The organism is Paraburkholderia azotifigens (assembly GCF_007995085.1).
In the GTDB taxonomy this organism is placed as follows: domain Bacteria; phylum Pseudomonadota; class Gammaproteobacteria; order Burkholderiales; family Burkholderiaceae; genus Paraburkholderia; species Paraburkholderia azotifigens.
Genome location: NZ_VOQS01000001.1, coordinates 424,230 through 439,524 on the forward strand (window position 1 = coordinate 424,230; position 15,295 = coordinate 439,524).

The following is a 15,295-nucleotide window of genomic DNA, read 5'->3' on the forward strand; positions in this document are numbered from 1 at the left end:
ACTGCAATGGTTGACTATGCAGCATTGTAGAGTCGCTTAATTGACGCGGCAAGTGTTATTACAGCTTAGGCAAGGATCTTTTTCGCCCGGTCGGGGAATGCGGTGCATGTGGACGCCGCAGTGCGGAAGAGGGGGCGCGTCTGTCGCTTTATCGAGACGGCAGGGCCGGCAATCAGGGAATACCAGAAACTCGTCACCAGCACGTGCTATAATTAATGGTTCCCAAAAGTGCGCTTTGGGCTTGGCGAAGGTGGCTGGGCAGGTGGCGCACTCCACTCGTATCCCAGCGTTTCCAGGTTCCTATGTCCCGCGCTCTCCGCAATATCGCCATCATCGCTCACGTCGACCACGGCAAAACCACGCTCGTCGACCAGCTGCTCCGCCAGTCCGGCACCTTCCGCGAAAACCAGCAGGTCGCTGAACGCGTGATGGATTCGAACGACATCGAAAAAGAGCGCGGCATCACGATTCTCGCCAAGAATTGCGCCGTCCAATACGAAGGCACGCACATCAACATCGTCGACACCCCGGGCCACGCCGACTTCGGCGGCGAAGTGGAGCGCGTGCTGTCGATGGTCGACTCCGTGCTGCTGCTCGTCGACGCCGTCGAAGGCCCGATGCCGCAAACCCGCTTCGTGACCAAGAAGGCGCTCGCGCTGGGTCTCAAGCCGATCGTCGTGATCAACAAGATCGACCGTCCGGGCGCGCGTATCGACTGGGTGATCAACCAGACGTTCGACCTGTTCGACAAGCTCGGCGCCACAGAAGACCAGCTCGACTTCCCGATCGTCTACGCGTCGGGCCTGAACGGCTATGCCGGCCTCGATCCGAGCGTGCGCGAAGGCGACATGCGTCCGCTGTTCGAAGCCATTCTGGAGCACGTGCCCGTGCGCCCGGCAGATCCGGACGGTCCGCTGCAACTGCAGATCACGTCGCTCGACTACTCGACGTATGTCGGCCGCATTGGCGTGGGCCGCATCAGGCGTGGCCGCATCAAGCCGGGCCAGCAGGTCGTCCTGCGCTTCGGCCCGGAAGGCGAAATCCTGAGCCGCAAGATCAACCAGGTGCTGTCGTTCGAAGGTCTCGAGCGCGTGCAGGTCGCCGAGGCTGAAGCCGGCGACATCGTGCTGATCAACGGTATCGAAGAAGTCGGCATTGGCGCGACGATCTGCGCACCGGAAGCGCCCGAGGCGCTGCCCATGATCACCGTCGACGAGCCGACGCTGACGATGAACTTCCTCGTCAACTCGTCGCCGCTCGCGGGCAAGGAAGGCAAGTTCGTGACGAGCCGCCAGATCCGCGACCGTCTGATGAAGGAACTGAACCACAACGTCGCGCTGCGCGTGAAGGACACGGGCGACGAAACGGTGTTCGAAGTGTCGGGCCGCGGCGAACTGCACCTGACCATTCTCGTCGAGAACATGCGCCGCGAAGGCTATGAACTCGCGGTGTCGCGTCCGCGTGTGGTGCTGCATGAAGTCGACGGCGTGAAGCACGAACCGTATGAGCTGCTGACGGTCGACGTCGAAGACTCGCATCAGGGCGGCGTGATGGAAGAGCTGGGCCGCCGCAAGGGCGAAATGCTCGACATGGCGTCGGACGGCCGCGGCCGCACGCGTCTCGAGTACCGCATTCCGGCTCGTGGCCTGATCGGCTTCCAGGGCGAATTCATGACGCTCACGCGCGGCACGGGCCTGATGAGCCATGTGTTCGACGAATACCTGCCGCTCAAGGAAGGCTCGCTCGGCGAGCGCCGCAACGGCGTGCTGATCTCGCAGGACGACGGCGCTGCTGTCGCCTACGCGCTGTGGAAGCTGCAGGACCGCGGCCGCATGTTCGTGAAGCCGGGCGACGCGCTGTACGAAGGCATGATCATCGGCATTCACAGCCGCGACAACGACCTCGTCGTGAACCCGATCAAGGGCAAGCAGCTGACGAACGTGCGCGCGTCGGGTACCGACGAAGCCGTGCGTCTCGTTCCGCCCGTCCAGATGTCGCTGGAATACGCGGTCGAATTCATCGACGACGACGAACTCGTCGAGGTGACGCCGCAAAGCATCCGCCTGCGCAAGCGTTACCTGAAAGAGCACGAGCGCCGTCGCGCGAGCCGCGAAGCCGCGATCGACTGATCGCGCGAAGGCTCGCCAACGCCTCAGCAAAAAGCCGCCCCCGGGCGGCTTTTTGCATTGCACTCAAGCTTGTGTGCGGGCTTTTTTGTGCGTTTCGCTGCAGACCGTCCGAGAAGCGCCTAAAGTATTCTTCCGGCATGCCGCAAACACTGTTGCGCAAGCATAAAACTTGCCGCAAAGCCCCGTACCACGGGTTTTGCAATAGGGGGCTGTCCTATGTCAACTATGGGTTATGTGATATGCTCCCGCGAGTGCAAGTTTTAGGTCCTTCCAAGCAAGACTTGATTCGCGCAATCCGCTAAACGGTCAGGCCGTGTCGCGGAAGGTTCAGTAACCCGCTATTTCTCGAGAAGCTCGAAGAAAGGTGAGCGTAAAATGATGAAGCAATTCCAGTCGAACTCGTATCTGTTCGGCGGCAATGCTCCGTACGTAGAAGAGTTGTACGAAGCATATCTCGACAATCCCGCGTCAGTGCCCGAGACCTGGCGCAACTATTTCGACGCACTGCAGAACGTCCCTGCATCGGATGGCACCAGTGCCAACGACGTGGCTCATGGCCCGATCGTCGAATCCTTCGCTCAGCGCGCAAAGGCGAATGCCTTCCTGCCGCGCACGGGCGGTGAGGATCTCACCACCGCGCGAAAGCAAGTCTATGTGCAGTCCCTCATCGGCGCATATCGCTTCCTCGGCTCGCAATGGGCCAACCTCGATCCTCTGAAGCGCCGCGAACGTCCCAACATTCCCGAGCTTGAACCTGCGTTCTACGACTTCACCGAAGCCGACATGGACCAGACGTTCAACACGAACAACCTGTACTTCGGTTTCGAACAGGCTTCGCTGCGGGATATCGTCAAGGCGTTGCGCGACACGTACTGCGGCACGATCGGCGCCGAGTACATGTACCTGAGCGATCCGGAACAGAAGCGCTGGTGGAAAGAGAAGCTCGAGTCGATCCGTTCGACGCCGAACTTCTCGAACGACAAGAAGAAGCACATCCTGAACCGTCTGACGGCAGCCGAAGGCCTCGAGCGCTTCCTGCACACCAAGTACGTCGGTCAGAAGCGCTTCTCGCTGGAAGGCGGCGAAAGCTTCATCGCGTCGATGGATGAAGTCGTGCATCACGCCGGCAAGAACGGCGTCGCTGAAATCGTCATCGGCATGGCGCACCGCGGCCGTCTGAACGTGCTGGTCAACACGCTGGGCAAGATGCCCGCTGACCTGTTCGCCGAATTCGAAGGCAAGCACGTCGACGATCTGCCCGCAGGCGACGTCAAGTATCACAAGGGCTTCTCGTCGGATATCGCGACGGAAGGCGGCCCGGTTCACCTGTCGCTCGCGTTCAACCCGTCGCACCTGGAAATCGTGAACCCGGTGGTCGAAGGTTCGGCAAAGGCGCGTATGGACCGCCGCGGCGACGAGCAGGGACTGCAGGTGCTGCCCGTGCAGATCCACGGCGACGCCGCCTTCGCAGGCCAGGGCGTCGTGATGGAAACGCTGAACCTCGCGCAGACGCGCGGTTACGGCACGCACGGCACGCTGCATATCGTCATCAACAACCAGATCGGCTTCACGACGTCGGACCCGCGCGATGCGCGCTCGACGCTGTACTGCTCGGACGTCGTCAAGATGATCGAAGCGCCCGTTCTGCATGTGAACGGCGACGATCCCGAAGCAGTCGTGCTGGCTACTCAGCTGGCCATCGACTTCCGGATGCAGTTCCACAAAGATGTCGTGCTCGACATCATCTGCTTCCGCAAGCTGGGTCACAACGAGCAGGACACGCCGGCTGTCACGCAGCCGCTGATGTACAAGACGATCGCCAAGCACCCGGGCACCCGCGCGCTGTACGCTGAAAAGCTGGTGCAGCAGGGCGTCATCACGGCGGAACAAGGCGACGAATTCGTCAAGGCCTACCGCAAGGCAATGGACGAAGGCCACCACACGGTCGACCCCGTCCTGTCGAACTACAAGAGCAAGTACGCCGTCGACTGGGTTCCGTTCCTGAACCGCAAGTGGACGGACGCAGCCGACACGGCCGTGCCGCTCGCCGAACTCAAGCGTCTGGCCGAGCGCATCACGACGATCCCGGAGAACTTCAAGGTTCACCCGCTGGTCGAGCGCGTCATCAACGACCGTCGCGCGATGGGCCGTGGCGAGGCGTCGCTGGACTGGGGCATGGGCGAGCATCTGGCGTTCGCGTCGCTGGTCGCATCGGGCTACGCCGTGCGTCTGACGGGCCAGGACTCGGGCCGCGGCACGTTCACGCACCGTCACGCGGTGCTGCACGACCAGAACCGTGAGCGCTGGAACGACGGCACGTACATCCCGCTGCAGAACATCGCTGAAAACCAGGCGAAGTTCACGGTGATCGACTCGGTGCTGTCGGAAGAAGCCGTGCTCGGCTTCGAATACGGCTACTCGACGGCTGAGCCGAACACGTTCGTCGCGTGGGAAGCGCAGTTCGGCGACTTCGTGAACGGCGCGCAGGTCGTGATCGACCAGTTCATCTCGTCGGGCGAAGTGAAGTGGGGCCGCGTGTCGGGCCTGACGATGCTGCTGCCGCACGGCTACGAAGGCCAGGGGCCGGAGCACTCGTCGGCGCGTATCGAGCGCTTCCTGCAGCTGTGCGCTGACCACAACATGCAGGTCGTTCAGCCGACCACGCCGGCACAGATTTTCCATCTGCTGCGCCGCCAGATGATCCGCCTGTTCCGCAAGCCGCTCATCGTCTTCACGCCGAAGTCGCTGCTGCGTCACAAGGAAGCCGTGTCGGATCTGTCGGAACTCGCGAAGGGCACGTTCCAGCCGGTGCTCGGCGAAGTGGACGACGCGATCGACGTGAAGAAGGTCAAGCGCGTGCTGGCCTGCTCGGGCCGCGTGTACTACGACCTCGTCGCGCATCGCCGCGAAGCGAAGGCGCAAGACGTCGCGATCGTGCGTATCGAACAGCTGTATCCGTTCGCGCACAAGCAGTTCGAAGCCGAACTGAAGAAGTACGACAACGCAACCGAAGTGGTGTGGGTGCAGGACGAGCCGCAGAATCAGGGCCCGTGGTTCTACATCGAGCATCACCTGCGCGAAGGCATGAAGGAAGGACAGAAGCTGGCGTACAGCGGCCGTCCCGCTTCGGCATCGCCCGCTGTCGGCTACTACGCGAAGCACTACGAGCAGCAGAAGGCGCTGATCGAAGGCGCGTTTGGCCGTCTGAAAGGCGCGACCATCGTTAAATAACCACAGAGAGCGAACCGGGAAAGCGCTGAGCGCTTTCCCGCCCCGCGTCTGAACCTCCCATGCAAGGGCGTCTCTACGCGCAAATATCGGACGCGGCTCGCACAAGGTTCGTTGTCACCCGATACGTATTCAGAGAAATCAAATGGCTATTGTTGAAGTCAAGGTTCCCCAGCTGTCCGAGTCGGTTTCGGAAGCCACGATGCTGCAGTGGAAGAAGAAGCCGGGCGAAGCCGTCGCCCAGGACGAAATTCTGATCGAAATCGAAACCGACAAGGTCGTGCTCGAAGTGCCGGCTCCGTCGGCAGGCGTGCTCGCACAAGTCATCAAGAACGATGGCGACATCGTGACGGCCGACGAAGTCATCGCGAAGATCGACACGGAAGGCAAGCCGGGCGCAGCGGCTGTCGAAGCCGAAGTGAAGCCCGCTCCGCAAGCTGAACCGGCGGCAGCGGCTGCACCGGCTCCCGCGCAAGCGGCAGCTGTGGCGGGCGCAAGCAACATTGCCTCGCCCGCTGCAACGAAGATCCTCGCCGAGAAGGGCGTGGCCGCCGGCGACGTCGCCGGCACGGGCCGCGATGGCCGCGTGACGAAGCAGGACGCGCTCGGCGCAGGCGCTGCTTCGGCTGCACCCGCACCGAAGGCTGCGCCGGCCGCTGCAGCGCCCGCACGCGCTGCGAAGCCCGCGCTGCCGCAAGTCGGCGCACCGGCATCGGCAGACCAATGGCTGAAGGACCGTCCGGAACAGCGCGTGCCGATGTCGCGTCTGCGTGCGCGTATCGCCGAGCGTCTGCTCGAATCGCAGCAGACCAACGCCATCCTCACGACGTTCAACGAAGTGAACATGGCCCCCGTCATGGATCTGCGTAACAAGTACAAGGACAAGTTCGAGAAGGAACATGGCGTGAAGCTCGGCTTCATGTCGTTCTTCGTGAAGGCGGCTGTCCACGCGCTGAAGAAGTTCCCGCTGGTGAACGCGTCGATCGACGGTAACGACATCGTCTATCACGGCTACTTCGACATCGGTATCGCTGTCGGTTCGCCGCGCGGTCTGGTGGTGCCGATCCTGCGCAACGCCGACCAGATGAGCCTCGCGGACATCGAGAAGAAGATCGCCGAATTCGGCCAGAAGGCGAAGGACGGCAAGCTGTCGATCGAAGAAATGACGGGCGGCACGTTCTCGATCTCGAACGGCGGTGTGTTCGGCTCGATGCTGTCGACCCCCATCATCAACCCGCCGCAGTCGGCGATTCTCGGCGTGCACGCAACGAAGGAGCGCGCTGTGGTCGAAAACGGCCAGATCGTGATCCGCCCGATGAACTATCTGGCGCTGTCGTACGACCACCGTATCATCGACGGCCGCGAAGCCGTGCTGTCGCTGGTCGCGATGAAGGACGCGCTGGAAGATCCGGCCCGTCTGCTGCTCGACCTGTAATGGCTGATACGCGACGGCGGCTTGATTTCAACAGCCGCCGTCGCGATATACGCAACGGGCGTCTCTCGCATTTCCGCAGTATCTGAAGCCACGCGCGCCGCGAAGCGCGGCCGCGTCGGTTAGCCAAAAAGGATAGTCATGTCCAAAGAATTTGACGTCGTCGTGATCGGTGCCGGTCCCGGCGGCTACATCGCGGCCATTCGCGCTGCGCAACTCGGTAAGACGGTTGCCTGTATCGAAAAATGGAAGAACCCGGCGGGCGCGCTGAAGCTCGGCGGCACGTGTCTGAACGTCGGCTGCATTCCGTCGAAGGCGCTGCTCGCGTCGTCGGAAGAGTTCGAAAACGCGTCGCATCACCTCGCGGACCACGGCATCAGCGTGGAGAACGTGAAGGTCGACATCGCGAAGATGCTGGCCCGCAAGGAAGGCATCGTCGAAAAGATGACGAAGGGCATCGAGTTCCTGTTCCGCAAGAACAAGATCACGTGGCTCAAGGGTCACGGCAAGTTCACGGGCAAGACGGACGCCGGCGTGCAGATCGAAGTGTCGGGCGAAGGCGAAACGGAAGTGGTCACGGCGAAGAACGTGATCATCGCTACGGGCTCGAAGGCGCGTCACCTGCCGAACGTGCCCGTCGACAACAAGATCGTCGCGGATAACGAAGGCGCGCTGTCGTTCACCGAAGTGCCGAAGAAGCTCGCCGTGATCGGCGCGGGCGTGATCGGTCTGGAGCTGGGCTCGGTGTGGCGCCGTCTGGGTGCCGACGTGACCGTGCTGGAAGCGCTGCCCGAGTTCCTCGGCGCCGCCGACCAGGCGCTCGCGAAGGAAGCCGCGAAGCAGTTCAAGAAGCAGGGTCTCGACATCCACGTCGGCGTGAAGGTCGGCGAAGTGAAGACGACCGACAACAGCGTGTCGATCTCGTACACGGACAAGGACGGCAACGCGCAGACGCTCGACGCCGACCGCCTGATCGTGTCGATCGGCCGTGTGCCGAACACCGACAACCTCGGCCTCGAAGCGATCGGCCTGAAGGCGAACGAGCGCGGCTTCATCGACGTCGACGACCACTGCGCGACGTCGGTGCCGAACGTGTACGCAATCGGCGACGTGGTGCGCGGCCCGATGCTCGCGCACAAGGCGGAAGACGAAGGTGTGCTGGTCGCGGAAATCATCGACGGCCAGAAGCCGCACATCGATTACAACTGCGTGCCGTGGGTCATCTACACGGAACCGGAAATCGCGTGGGTCGGCAAGACGGAACAGCAGCTCAAGGCGGAAGGCCGCGAAATCAAGTCCGGCCAGTTCCCGTTCATGGCCAACGGCCGCGCGCTCGGCATCAACAAGGCGGATGGTTTCGTCAAGATGATCGCCGATGCGAAGACGGACGAACTGCTCGGCGTGCATATCATCTCGGCGAACGCGTCGGACCTGATCGCCGAAGCCGTGGTCGCGATGGAGTTCAAGGCTGCATCGGAAGACCTCGGCCGTATCTGCCATCCGCACCCGTCGTTGTCCGAAGTGATGCGTGAAGCGGCGCTCGCCGTCGACAAGCGCGCGCTGAACATGTAAGACGCTTCTGCCCGAATCTGATTCGGGCAACGCGAATCACGACGAAGGCGGGTGGGTTGAATCCCTCCCGCCTTCTTCATTGCTGCCTCACAAAATGAACGTCACCGAATACTACGAACAGGAACTGCAGGCACGGGGATATGAATCTGATCCGGCGCAACGTGTGGCCGTCGATCGTCTGCAGTGGTGCTATGAAGAGTGGTCTGCGTATAAGGCGCGTCGTCCGAACGCCTTTATGAAACTGATCATGCACCCTGATCTGCCTAAGGGCGTCTATATGTGGGGCGGGGTGGGGCGCGGCAAGAGCTTCCTGATGGACAGCTTTTACGCAGTCGTGCCGCTTGTACGTAAGACGCGTCTGCATTTTCACGAGTTCATGCGAGAGGTGCATCGCGAACTCGAAGAACTCAAGGGCCAGGCCGATCCGCTCGACGAACTCGCACGACGCATTGCGAAGCGCTATCGGCTGATCTGCTTCGACGAATTCCACGTGTCCGATATCGCGGACGCGATGATCCTGTATCGCCTGCTGGACCGGCTGTTCATGAACGGCGTGCAGTTCGTGATGACGTCTAACTACGATCCCGACACGCTGTATCCCGACGGCCTGCACCGCGACCGCCTGCTGCCCGCCATCGAGCTGATCAAGAGCAAGCTCGACGTGGTGAACGTCGATGCGGGCATCGACTATCGCCGCCGTACGCTGGCGCAAGTCGAGGTGTATCACACGCCGCTTGGCGCGCCCTCCGACAAGGCGTTGCGCGACGCGTTCGCGAAGCTCGCTGCCGTGCCGGACGAGAGTCCGCTGCTGCACATCGAAAAGCGCGAACTGAAGGCGCTGCGTCGCGCGGACGGCGTCGTGTGGTTCGACTTCGCGACGCTCTGCGGCGGACCGCGCTCGCAGAACGATTATCTCGAACTCGCGAGCCGCTTCCACGCCGTGATTCTGTCCGGCATTCCACAGATGACGCCTCGTATGCAGTCCGAAGCACGTCGCTTCACCTGGCTCATCGACGTGTTCTACGACCACAAGGTCAAGCTGCTGATGTCGGCCGCCGTGCCGCCTGAGCAGTTGTACACGGAGGGACCGATGGCGAACGAGTTCACGCGCACGGTGTCGCGGATCGTCGAGATGCAGTCGCAGGAATATCTGGATGCGCCGCGACGGATCGTCGACACATCGCTGACCTGATCGGATCCGCCCCAACACCCGCCCGGTTTGGGATAGCGCGATGCGCGCCGAACCTTGCGGCGAGGGCTGGCGCTGCATTTTCAGGATTCGGACTGGTCTGATATCCGGTAGTGGGGTGACTCTATATCGTCGAGGAAATCTTGACGAAGGAGTACCCATGACCCCGTATCGCGATATCACCGATGAAGAATGGCAGCGCGTCGCGCCGCTGCTGCCGGAACTGCGCCCGCGTTCCGAATTGCGCGGCCGGCCGCTGGCCAACACCCGTTCCGTGCTCAACGGTGTGCTCTGGGTGATCTATAGCGGCGCCACCTGGTCGGCGATGCCACGCAAATACCCGTCGTATCAAACTTGTCACCGCCGCTTCAAGGCGTGGCATCAGGCTGGCGTGGGTGCGCCGACCTAATAAAATCAAGGGCTTAGGTCGGCTTCTGCTGTGGCCGGGTGATGCTTGTTCGACGTTGATTGTCCCAGCAGTGTCCCAGCGATGCAAGCTAGGCTGATTGGCTAGGCTGCTCTTGCAACAGGATCGGCGAGCTTACCTGCGATGTTTCCGACGACCTCCTTTATCGAAGTCTGCGTGGCTTCGTCTAGATCGACGAGGCGGATGTGCCCGTTATCAACCGCCAACTTAAACTCCAATGCAAGGACCGGCTTTGATCGGTTCGCACGCTTTAGAAACTCGCTGTTCTTCTGCTGAATGTTCGCGCTTTCGTCTTTCAGCACATATCGCTTAAAGTTGTCAGTAGAAAATATATCCTCGATTCCGTCACACCCTTTAAGCTTAATCACATACTTGTTTGCGACTTCGGGGTCATCCCCGTAAAGGTCACGCATCAAGTCCTTGTATACGCCTCGACCTTGATTGTCATCGTCTACGACGGTAATGAACTCAAGGCCCCACCCGAGGAACATATTCGCAAGGGTAGAAAGTTTGTTGACTCCCGTGGACGCGATAAAGTGCGCGGCTTGCTTCTCCTGTGTTAGTTTCCAAAACGCAGTCAAATAATAGAACCCGCTCACTTCTTCGAGCAGCACATTGTTTCGCCGCTGAATTGTCTGCTGGCTCGCTAGGTCAGTGCCCATCGCAGTTAGCACTGGCGATAAGGTATCGCTTGATGCTGCGCCTAACTGATGTGCGTCGAGAATGGTAGTCGGGCTGTCTTCTTCATCTCCTAGTCTCTGAACTGCATGGATTCTGTGCAAATGCTCATACTCGATCAGATGGGGCTATGAGTTGAATAAACGATAGGAATCTCGTGGCGCAGATCGTTAATGAGCTTCAGCACGTCTGCCTGAGCCTTCGAATGCAAGTTTGCACCCGGTTCGTCGAGCAGAAACCATACGCTGTGATATTCACGCTTTGCGGCCTTCAATTGCAGGAAGAATGACACGAACCATCGAACTCCTTGGCTGCGTTGGCTTGGATAGAGCTGTGTATGTCCGTCACTTATCCAAAAGACCAAGTAAGGTTTCCCAGCCTTCGCAGCGTCAGATGCTTCGTGGTATTCAATGTCGCACGTTAAGCTGAGTTGCGTACCTTTGCCTATCGTCTGACTCCAAAATGAATTGAATGCCTTCGTTAGTTTTGAGTTAGCTTTAAGAAGGAAGCTCTCGCGGGTGCGACGATCTGCGGCAAGCATCTTGGGTAAATCAATTTCGGCGGCGTACAAATAGTTGCTTGCGGCGACTGCGCCGGGGCCGGTCGGTGCATTAGCCTCGTCCAGTTCTATTTCGTTGGGAAGCATCCCTTCCCGCTCCGAGAACAGTATGAACTCAGGAGCGAGCGAGTAGATCGTCTCGCCGAGAAGCGCTACGGTCAACGGAGTTGGTCCGCTTGGCGTGCTCCCGTCACTAGTGGTAGGTGCTGGAGCAGGCGTAGCCGTTGTGTCTGCTGTCGTCGCAGGTTGTGGGTCACGCACCACGACTATCGGAAACGCCGCCAGAGACTTAGCAAGGTCATCGGCATCCATAAGACTTGCAATGCTTGCAAATGGCCTCTTGGAGTCTCGTTTGTTAGGCTTCCAAGAGAAATCGAGCACGCCCGTTCCGCCACATCTTTCCCAGAATTCTCGAAATAGGTAAATGTGTTCTTGTGGGCATCGCACCAATTCTTTCTCTATCTCCGACACCTCACATCTGAACCTAACCTGTATCTGTGGATAGGGAGCACCGGACCGAAGGTCATCGGCAGTAACGTCTACTGCGGAAAACGTAGTTGCTAGTGCGTCCAAAACGGATGTCTTCCCACTCTCGTTTTGACCGACGAGAACCGTCACCCCGTCTCGCGAGAAGGGGCACCAACCCGTGTCAACAATCGAGCGGAAGTTCGTGATTCGAAAATGTGTGATTTGCATTGATCGTGACTAAGGTGGTTGCTGCCTATAACGGGACCGAAATTTGGTCTGCTATTTCGCAAGCATAGCGCCCCGGCACACGCGTCCAATTTCCCCCATGCCACCCTCCGCGAACGAGCGAGAGCGAGTGAGGAGCGGGTGTACGGGCGGTGCTCGGCGCTACTGCGTTGTCTGCCTTGACTGCATCGTTGCGACTGCATCTATGAGTCTGCGCGCTGCATCGCCATCATCGGTGACGACGGTCGCCAATAGATTGTCCTGCGCGTTCCTGAACTGGACAATGAAGTGCTTGCGCTTCTGGTACAGGTTCGATTCCTTGATCGAGCGGTAGTACAGCCGAGTTACCTCGTGCTTGCTGCGAGTCACGCCGAACCCGTTGTAGTGGCCTGTCGTGCCCTTGCCGTACTCGACGTACTCAGGCTGTGTATCCACGAACTCGGGGCGGCGGTCCTGCTCCTGCTCCATGAGCACCTGCTGTATCACACTGTTCGGGTCGTTTACAGGCGCGTGTGCCGTGTACGGCAACTGCTGCGCGCAAGCGGCCAATGCGAATGCAAGGCCGGAAATCCATCTCCGCATCTCTTACCCCGTCTTTATTGTGTGAAGGAATGATACATCCGGTAAGCACGTTTGGGCGGCCCGGACGCTTCGTGCCTTCTGTAGGAGCCGAGCGACGGGTTACGTCGGTAAACAAACGAGCGATTGACTACCAAGCCCGAATGGTAGCCATCGTCGGTAAGAAAGTCCTTGTAAACGGATTGATTACCAAGTAGTATTCTTTCCACGATTGATTACCAAGGAAAGAGCATGGCCCGCACGTTCCTTTACGCTCGTGTCTCGACGGCAGAGCAGACCACGGATAACCAGCTTCACGAGGCGAAGGCCGCAGGATTCGATATCCACGCACGCCACACAGTCACAGAGACCATATCAGGCAGCGTACCCGCCGCTGAGCGTCCGGGCTTTGCCAAGCTACTAGACAAGCTCGACGACGGCGACACGCTGGTTGTGACCAAGCTCGACCGGCTAGGGCGTAATACGACCGATGTGTTGGGCACCGTCGAGCGGTTGGCCGACCTCGGTGTGCATGTCCACTGCCTAGCGCTCAAGGGCGTGGACCTGACCAGCGCAAGCGGGAGGCTGCATATGACCGTGCTTGCTGCGGTCGCGCAGTTCGAGCGTGATCTGTTGATTGAGCGGACTCATGCGGGGCTGGCGAGGGCGAAGGCAGAGGGCAAGAAGCTGGGGCGGCGCGACAGCCTGACGGACGCGCAGAAGGCCGATATACGGCAGCGGCTGGGTGCGGGTGCGACGGCGCGAGGGCTGGCGAAGGAGTTCGGCGTGTCGCATCCAACCATATTGAAGGTCGCGCAGGCGTAGCAGCCGGGAGTCACCCGCCGAGGAGTAATCAGGGCCAGTACGGAGTGATCCGGCTGGTCTTTCTCTTTTGGATCAAAGGGTTACAGCCATATAGCTAATTCAGGTTCCTACATGATGCAGAGAACCGTGCAGCAGGATTTCCTATGCAATCAAATACGGTTCCTAATTAGAGCAAGAAACGCGCATCCAGCGCACCTATTGGGAGATAGCGATGAAAGCTACCGCAGCACATCCACTCGAAGAACGGGCAGACGAGGCGGAATACTTTGCCAGACAGGGCGACAACGGCAAGGCAGCATACAGACGAGCCGTGGAAGCTACGACTGGCGGGACGCCCACATGGGCCAAGCGCTCGAAGCCGGGCCGCAAGCGGCGCACGTCAGACGCCTTCCGTTCGATGGCATCAGGCGACTACTCTCGGTGATGTCTTCTGGCAAGGCTACATCCAGCCGTGCGGGTGCGTGCACAGTCGTGGGCACCCCCGTACGTCCCGATATTGCGTGTGCTGGGAACCTTTACCACTCCCTTCCTATACATAGTAAGGGGAAAAAGGTGGAACCTCTGCCAACAATAAATACCGCAATCGCTTGCCACATAAGGCTTTGCGCCAATCAGACACGAGGGAACCATGAGCAAGATTAGGCCCGGCCATCCGCTGCCACCGGAGACCGTGAAGCGGCTGGAAGCAGTTGCCAAAGAGCGAGCACAAAAGGAACGTAACGCCCGCACCGAGGAATACAGACGGCTCGCCATCAAGGAGATAAACCGATTCGCCCGAGAGCACTTCCAGTACCTCAAAGACAAATTCGACATTGACGAGCTTTTACTGTCGCCGGTACACGTGTCTGTCAAGAAGCCCAAGACTTATTACGAGGCGATATTCGAGGCGGCGGCGCTACTGAAGAACGATACGTACTTGTTGGACCGGAAGGTGAGCGAGACCATTGCACATGTTCTGCCGGAAGCAGCGAGGCGGGCCAGATACGCCGGAGTCTTACCCGAACGGGTTTGGTACAGCGAGTTCAGCCCGGTATTGCAGAAGCGGATTACGGCATTGCTCGTGGACTTCGGCGCGACCGACGAATGCAATACGCTGGCGAAGGTTCGAGACCTGATCCGAGCAGGCCGTAGGGTCGATGACAAATCCGACAAGGCGACAGGTAAGGACTTTCCGCAGGGCCGGTTCAATTTCAATGGTGGCGGCGCGGTCCACTGGTTCGGCAGTGAGGTAAAAATCCAGCGAAAAGGAAATGGCGGCACGCAGTACATAAAGGTCGCGGGCAAGTCGATAAACCTCCTCAAAACGCTTGAAGACATGGGTGTAAGCCGCGACACAGCGAACCGCTGGCAGGCCAACGCGGATGCACTAACGCTGCGTAGACGACAGCATGAGGAACAACACGAGGAGAATTTAAGGAATACAGGGAGTAGATACGATTGACCCGCCCGCACACCGATCCTCGATTCGTATTGCATGGTGAGCAGCCAAGGGGTAAGCGGCTTACCCGAAAGCAGCGGGAGTTGTCGTTGCGCGATCCAATGTACCGATCTGCGCTGCAATCTCGCGTGTCCGATCCGGTACGCTGGCAGGCATTTCTAGCGGGTCATGCAGCGTACGATGGCAAGGCGTGCGCCCGTTGTGGAAGCGTGCGACGGGCAGTACGAGATTGCTCTTGCTATGATTGCCGACTCACCCGAAACGCCGACGATTGGTCGCTGATCCAGCGCAATGTAATGCCCCCGGCGAAGAACTCACGCGACGGGTATCTAGACCGCTTTGAACGCACGAAGCGAGAGCGGCAGGGCGAGTATGAGACGTACACATACGGCACGTTCACAGCCACTCAGTACCCGACAGGACGCCTCGCGGTGCACTCGGATACCCATCACATCCATCAGCCCGACCTGAGCCGTTTAGAGGGCATCCAACTGCATCACCTCTGCCAGCGCTTTCCCGACCTAGTAGAGGTGCTGCGCTGGGCAAACTGGATCGACTGACGCTTTC

11 protein-coding genes and 1 pseudogene are annotated in these 15,295 nt (G+C 59.8%); 8 read left to right on the forward strand and 4 right to left on the reverse strand.

Annotated features, from left to right (window positions below; all coding sequences use genetic code 11):
* The first annotated feature begins 302 nt into the window (after positions 1 to 302).
* The 6 genes from typA to FRZ40_RS01920 all read left to right on the forward strand — a co-directional run bounded on the left by typA (position 303) and on the right by FRZ40_RS01920 (position 9,959).
* A complete protein-coding gene (gene typA / locus FRZ40_RS01895; protein WP_147233116.1) occupies positions 303 to 2,129 on the forward strand; it encodes a translational GTPase TypA in 1,827 nt (608 codons plus the stop codon).
* A gap of 375 nt (positions 2,130 to 2,504) precedes the next feature.
* Positions 2,505 to 5,360 carry a 2-oxoglutarate dehydrogenase E1 component gene (locus FRZ40_RS01900; RefSeq protein ID WP_028365249.1) on the forward strand — a complete coding sequence of 952 codons (2,856 nt, stop codon included), beginning with the start codon at positions 2,505 to 2,507 and terminating at the stop codon, positions 5,358 to 5,360.
* Positions 5,361 to 5,502: 142 nt separating this feature from the next.
* Positions 5,503 to 6,792: a 2-oxoglutarate dehydrogenase complex dihydrolipoyllysine-residue succinyltransferase gene (gene odhB, locus FRZ40_RS01905; protein WP_028365248.1), complete on the forward strand. Its 1,290-nt coding sequence runs from the start codon at positions 5,503 to 5,505 to the stop codon at positions 6,790 to 6,792.
* 138 nt (positions 6,793 to 6,930) lie between these two features.
* The gene (lpdA, locus tag FRZ40_RS01910; protein WP_028365247.1) at positions 6,931 to 8,361 is read left to right on the forward strand and encodes a dihydrolipoyl dehydrogenase; all 1,431 of its coding nucleotides are present in this window, start codon (positions 6,931 to 6,933) and stop codon (positions 8,359 to 8,361) included.
* 94 nt (positions 8,362 to 8,455) lie between these two features.
* Positions 8,456 to 9,553: a cell division protein ZapE gene (gene zapE / locus FRZ40_RS01915; protein ID WP_028365246.1), complete on the forward strand. Its 1,098-nt coding sequence runs from the start codon at positions 8,456 to 8,458 to the stop codon at positions 9,551 to 9,553.
* A 157-nt stretch (positions 9,554 to 9,710) separates the two neighbouring features.
* Positions 9,711 to 9,959, forward strand: coding sequence for a transposase (locus FRZ40_RS01920; RefSeq protein ID WP_158646986.1), 249 nt, complete (start codon positions 9,711 to 9,713; stop codon positions 9,957 to 9,959).
* 101 nt (positions 9,960 to 10,060) lie between these two features.
* Here FRZ40_RS01920 and FRZ40_RS01925 read toward each other — a convergent pair whose 3' ends face one another.
* The 4 genes and pseudogenes from FRZ40_RS01925 to FRZ40_RS01935 all read right to left on the reverse strand — a co-directional run bounded on the left by FRZ40_RS01925 (position 10,061) and on the right by FRZ40_RS01935 (position 12,375).
* Positions 10,061 to 10,759 carry a hypothetical protein gene (locus tag FRZ40_RS01925; RefSeq protein WP_147233118.1) on the reverse strand — a complete coding sequence of 233 codons (699 nt, stop codon included), beginning with the start codon at positions 10,757 to 10,759 and terminating at the stop codon, positions 10,061 to 10,063.
* A gap of 14 nt (positions 10,760 to 10,773) precedes the next feature.
* A complete protein-coding gene (locus FRZ40_RS01930; protein WP_240057054.1) occupies positions 10,774 to 11,526 on the reverse strand; it encodes an OLD family protein in 753 nt (250 codons plus the stop codon).
* A 246-nt stretch (positions 11,527 to 11,772) separates the two neighbouring features.
* Positions 11,773 to 11,910, reverse strand: a pseudogene (locus FRZ40_RS46095) (AAA family ATPase); the annotation flags it as partial.
* A 159-nt stretch (positions 11,911 to 12,069) separates the two neighbouring features.
* Positions 12,070 to 12,375, reverse strand: a complete 306-nt coding sequence (locus tag FRZ40_RS01935; protein WP_147233120.1) for a hypothetical protein — start codon at positions 12,373 to 12,375, stop codon at positions 12,070 to 12,072.
* Between the two features lie 342 nt (positions 12,376 to 12,717).
* Between FRZ40_RS01935 and FRZ40_RS01940 the strand changes: the two genes are divergently transcribed.
* Entirely contained in the window at positions 12,718 to 13,290 is a 573-nt protein-coding gene (locus FRZ40_RS01940; protein WP_147233121.1) for a recombinase family protein, read from the forward strand.
* Positions 13,291 to 13,918: 628 nt separating this feature from the next.
* Positions 13,919 to 14,731: a hypothetical protein gene (locus FRZ40_RS01945; protein ID WP_147233122.1), complete on the forward strand. Its 813-nt coding sequence runs from the start codon at positions 13,919 to 13,921 to the stop codon at positions 14,729 to 14,731.
* Positions 14,732 to 15,295: the final 564 nt, after the last annotated feature.

What these genes read in the sequence shown, in the direction of transcription:
- typA (WP_147233116.1), top strand. Translation starts at nt 303, where the DNA reads ATGTCCCGCGCTCTCCGCAATATCGCCATCATCGCTCACGTCGACCAC.
- FRZ40_RS01900 (WP_028365249.1), top strand. Translation starts at nt 2,505, where the DNA reads ATGATGAAGCAATTCCAGTCGAACTCGTATCTGTTCGGCGGCAATGCT.
- odhB (WP_028365248.1), top strand. Translation starts at nt 5,503, where the DNA reads ATGGCTATTGTTGAAGTCAAGGTTCCCCAGCTGTCCGAGTCGGTTTCG.
- lpdA (WP_028365247.1), top strand. Translation starts at nt 6,931, where the DNA reads ATGTCCAAAGAATTTGACGTCGTCGTGATCGGTGCCGGTCCCGGCGGC.
- zapE (WP_028365246.1), top strand. Translation starts at nt 8,456, where the DNA reads ATGAACGTCACCGAATACTACGAACAGGAACTGCAGGCACGGGGATAT.
- FRZ40_RS01920 (WP_158646986.1), top strand. Translation starts at nt 9,711, where the DNA reads ATGACCCCGTATCGCGATATCACCGATGAAGAATGGCAGCGCGTCGCG.
- FRZ40_RS01930 (WP_240057054.1), bottom strand. Translation starts at nt 11,526, where the DNA reads ATGGATGCCGATGACCTTGCTAAGTCTCTGGCGGCGTTTCCGATAGTC.
- FRZ40_RS01935 (WP_147233120.1), bottom strand. Translation starts at nt 12,375, where the DNA reads ATGGAGCAGGAGCAGGACCGCCGCCCCGAGTTCGTGGATACACAGCCT.
- FRZ40_RS01940 (WP_147233121.1), top strand. Translation starts at nt 12,718, where the DNA reads ATGGCCCGCACGTTCCTTTACGCTCGTGTCTCGACGGCAGAGCAGACC.
- FRZ40_RS01945 (WP_147233122.1), top strand. Translation starts at nt 13,919, where the DNA reads ATGAGCAAGATTAGGCCCGGCCATCCGCTGCCACCGGAGACCGTGAAG.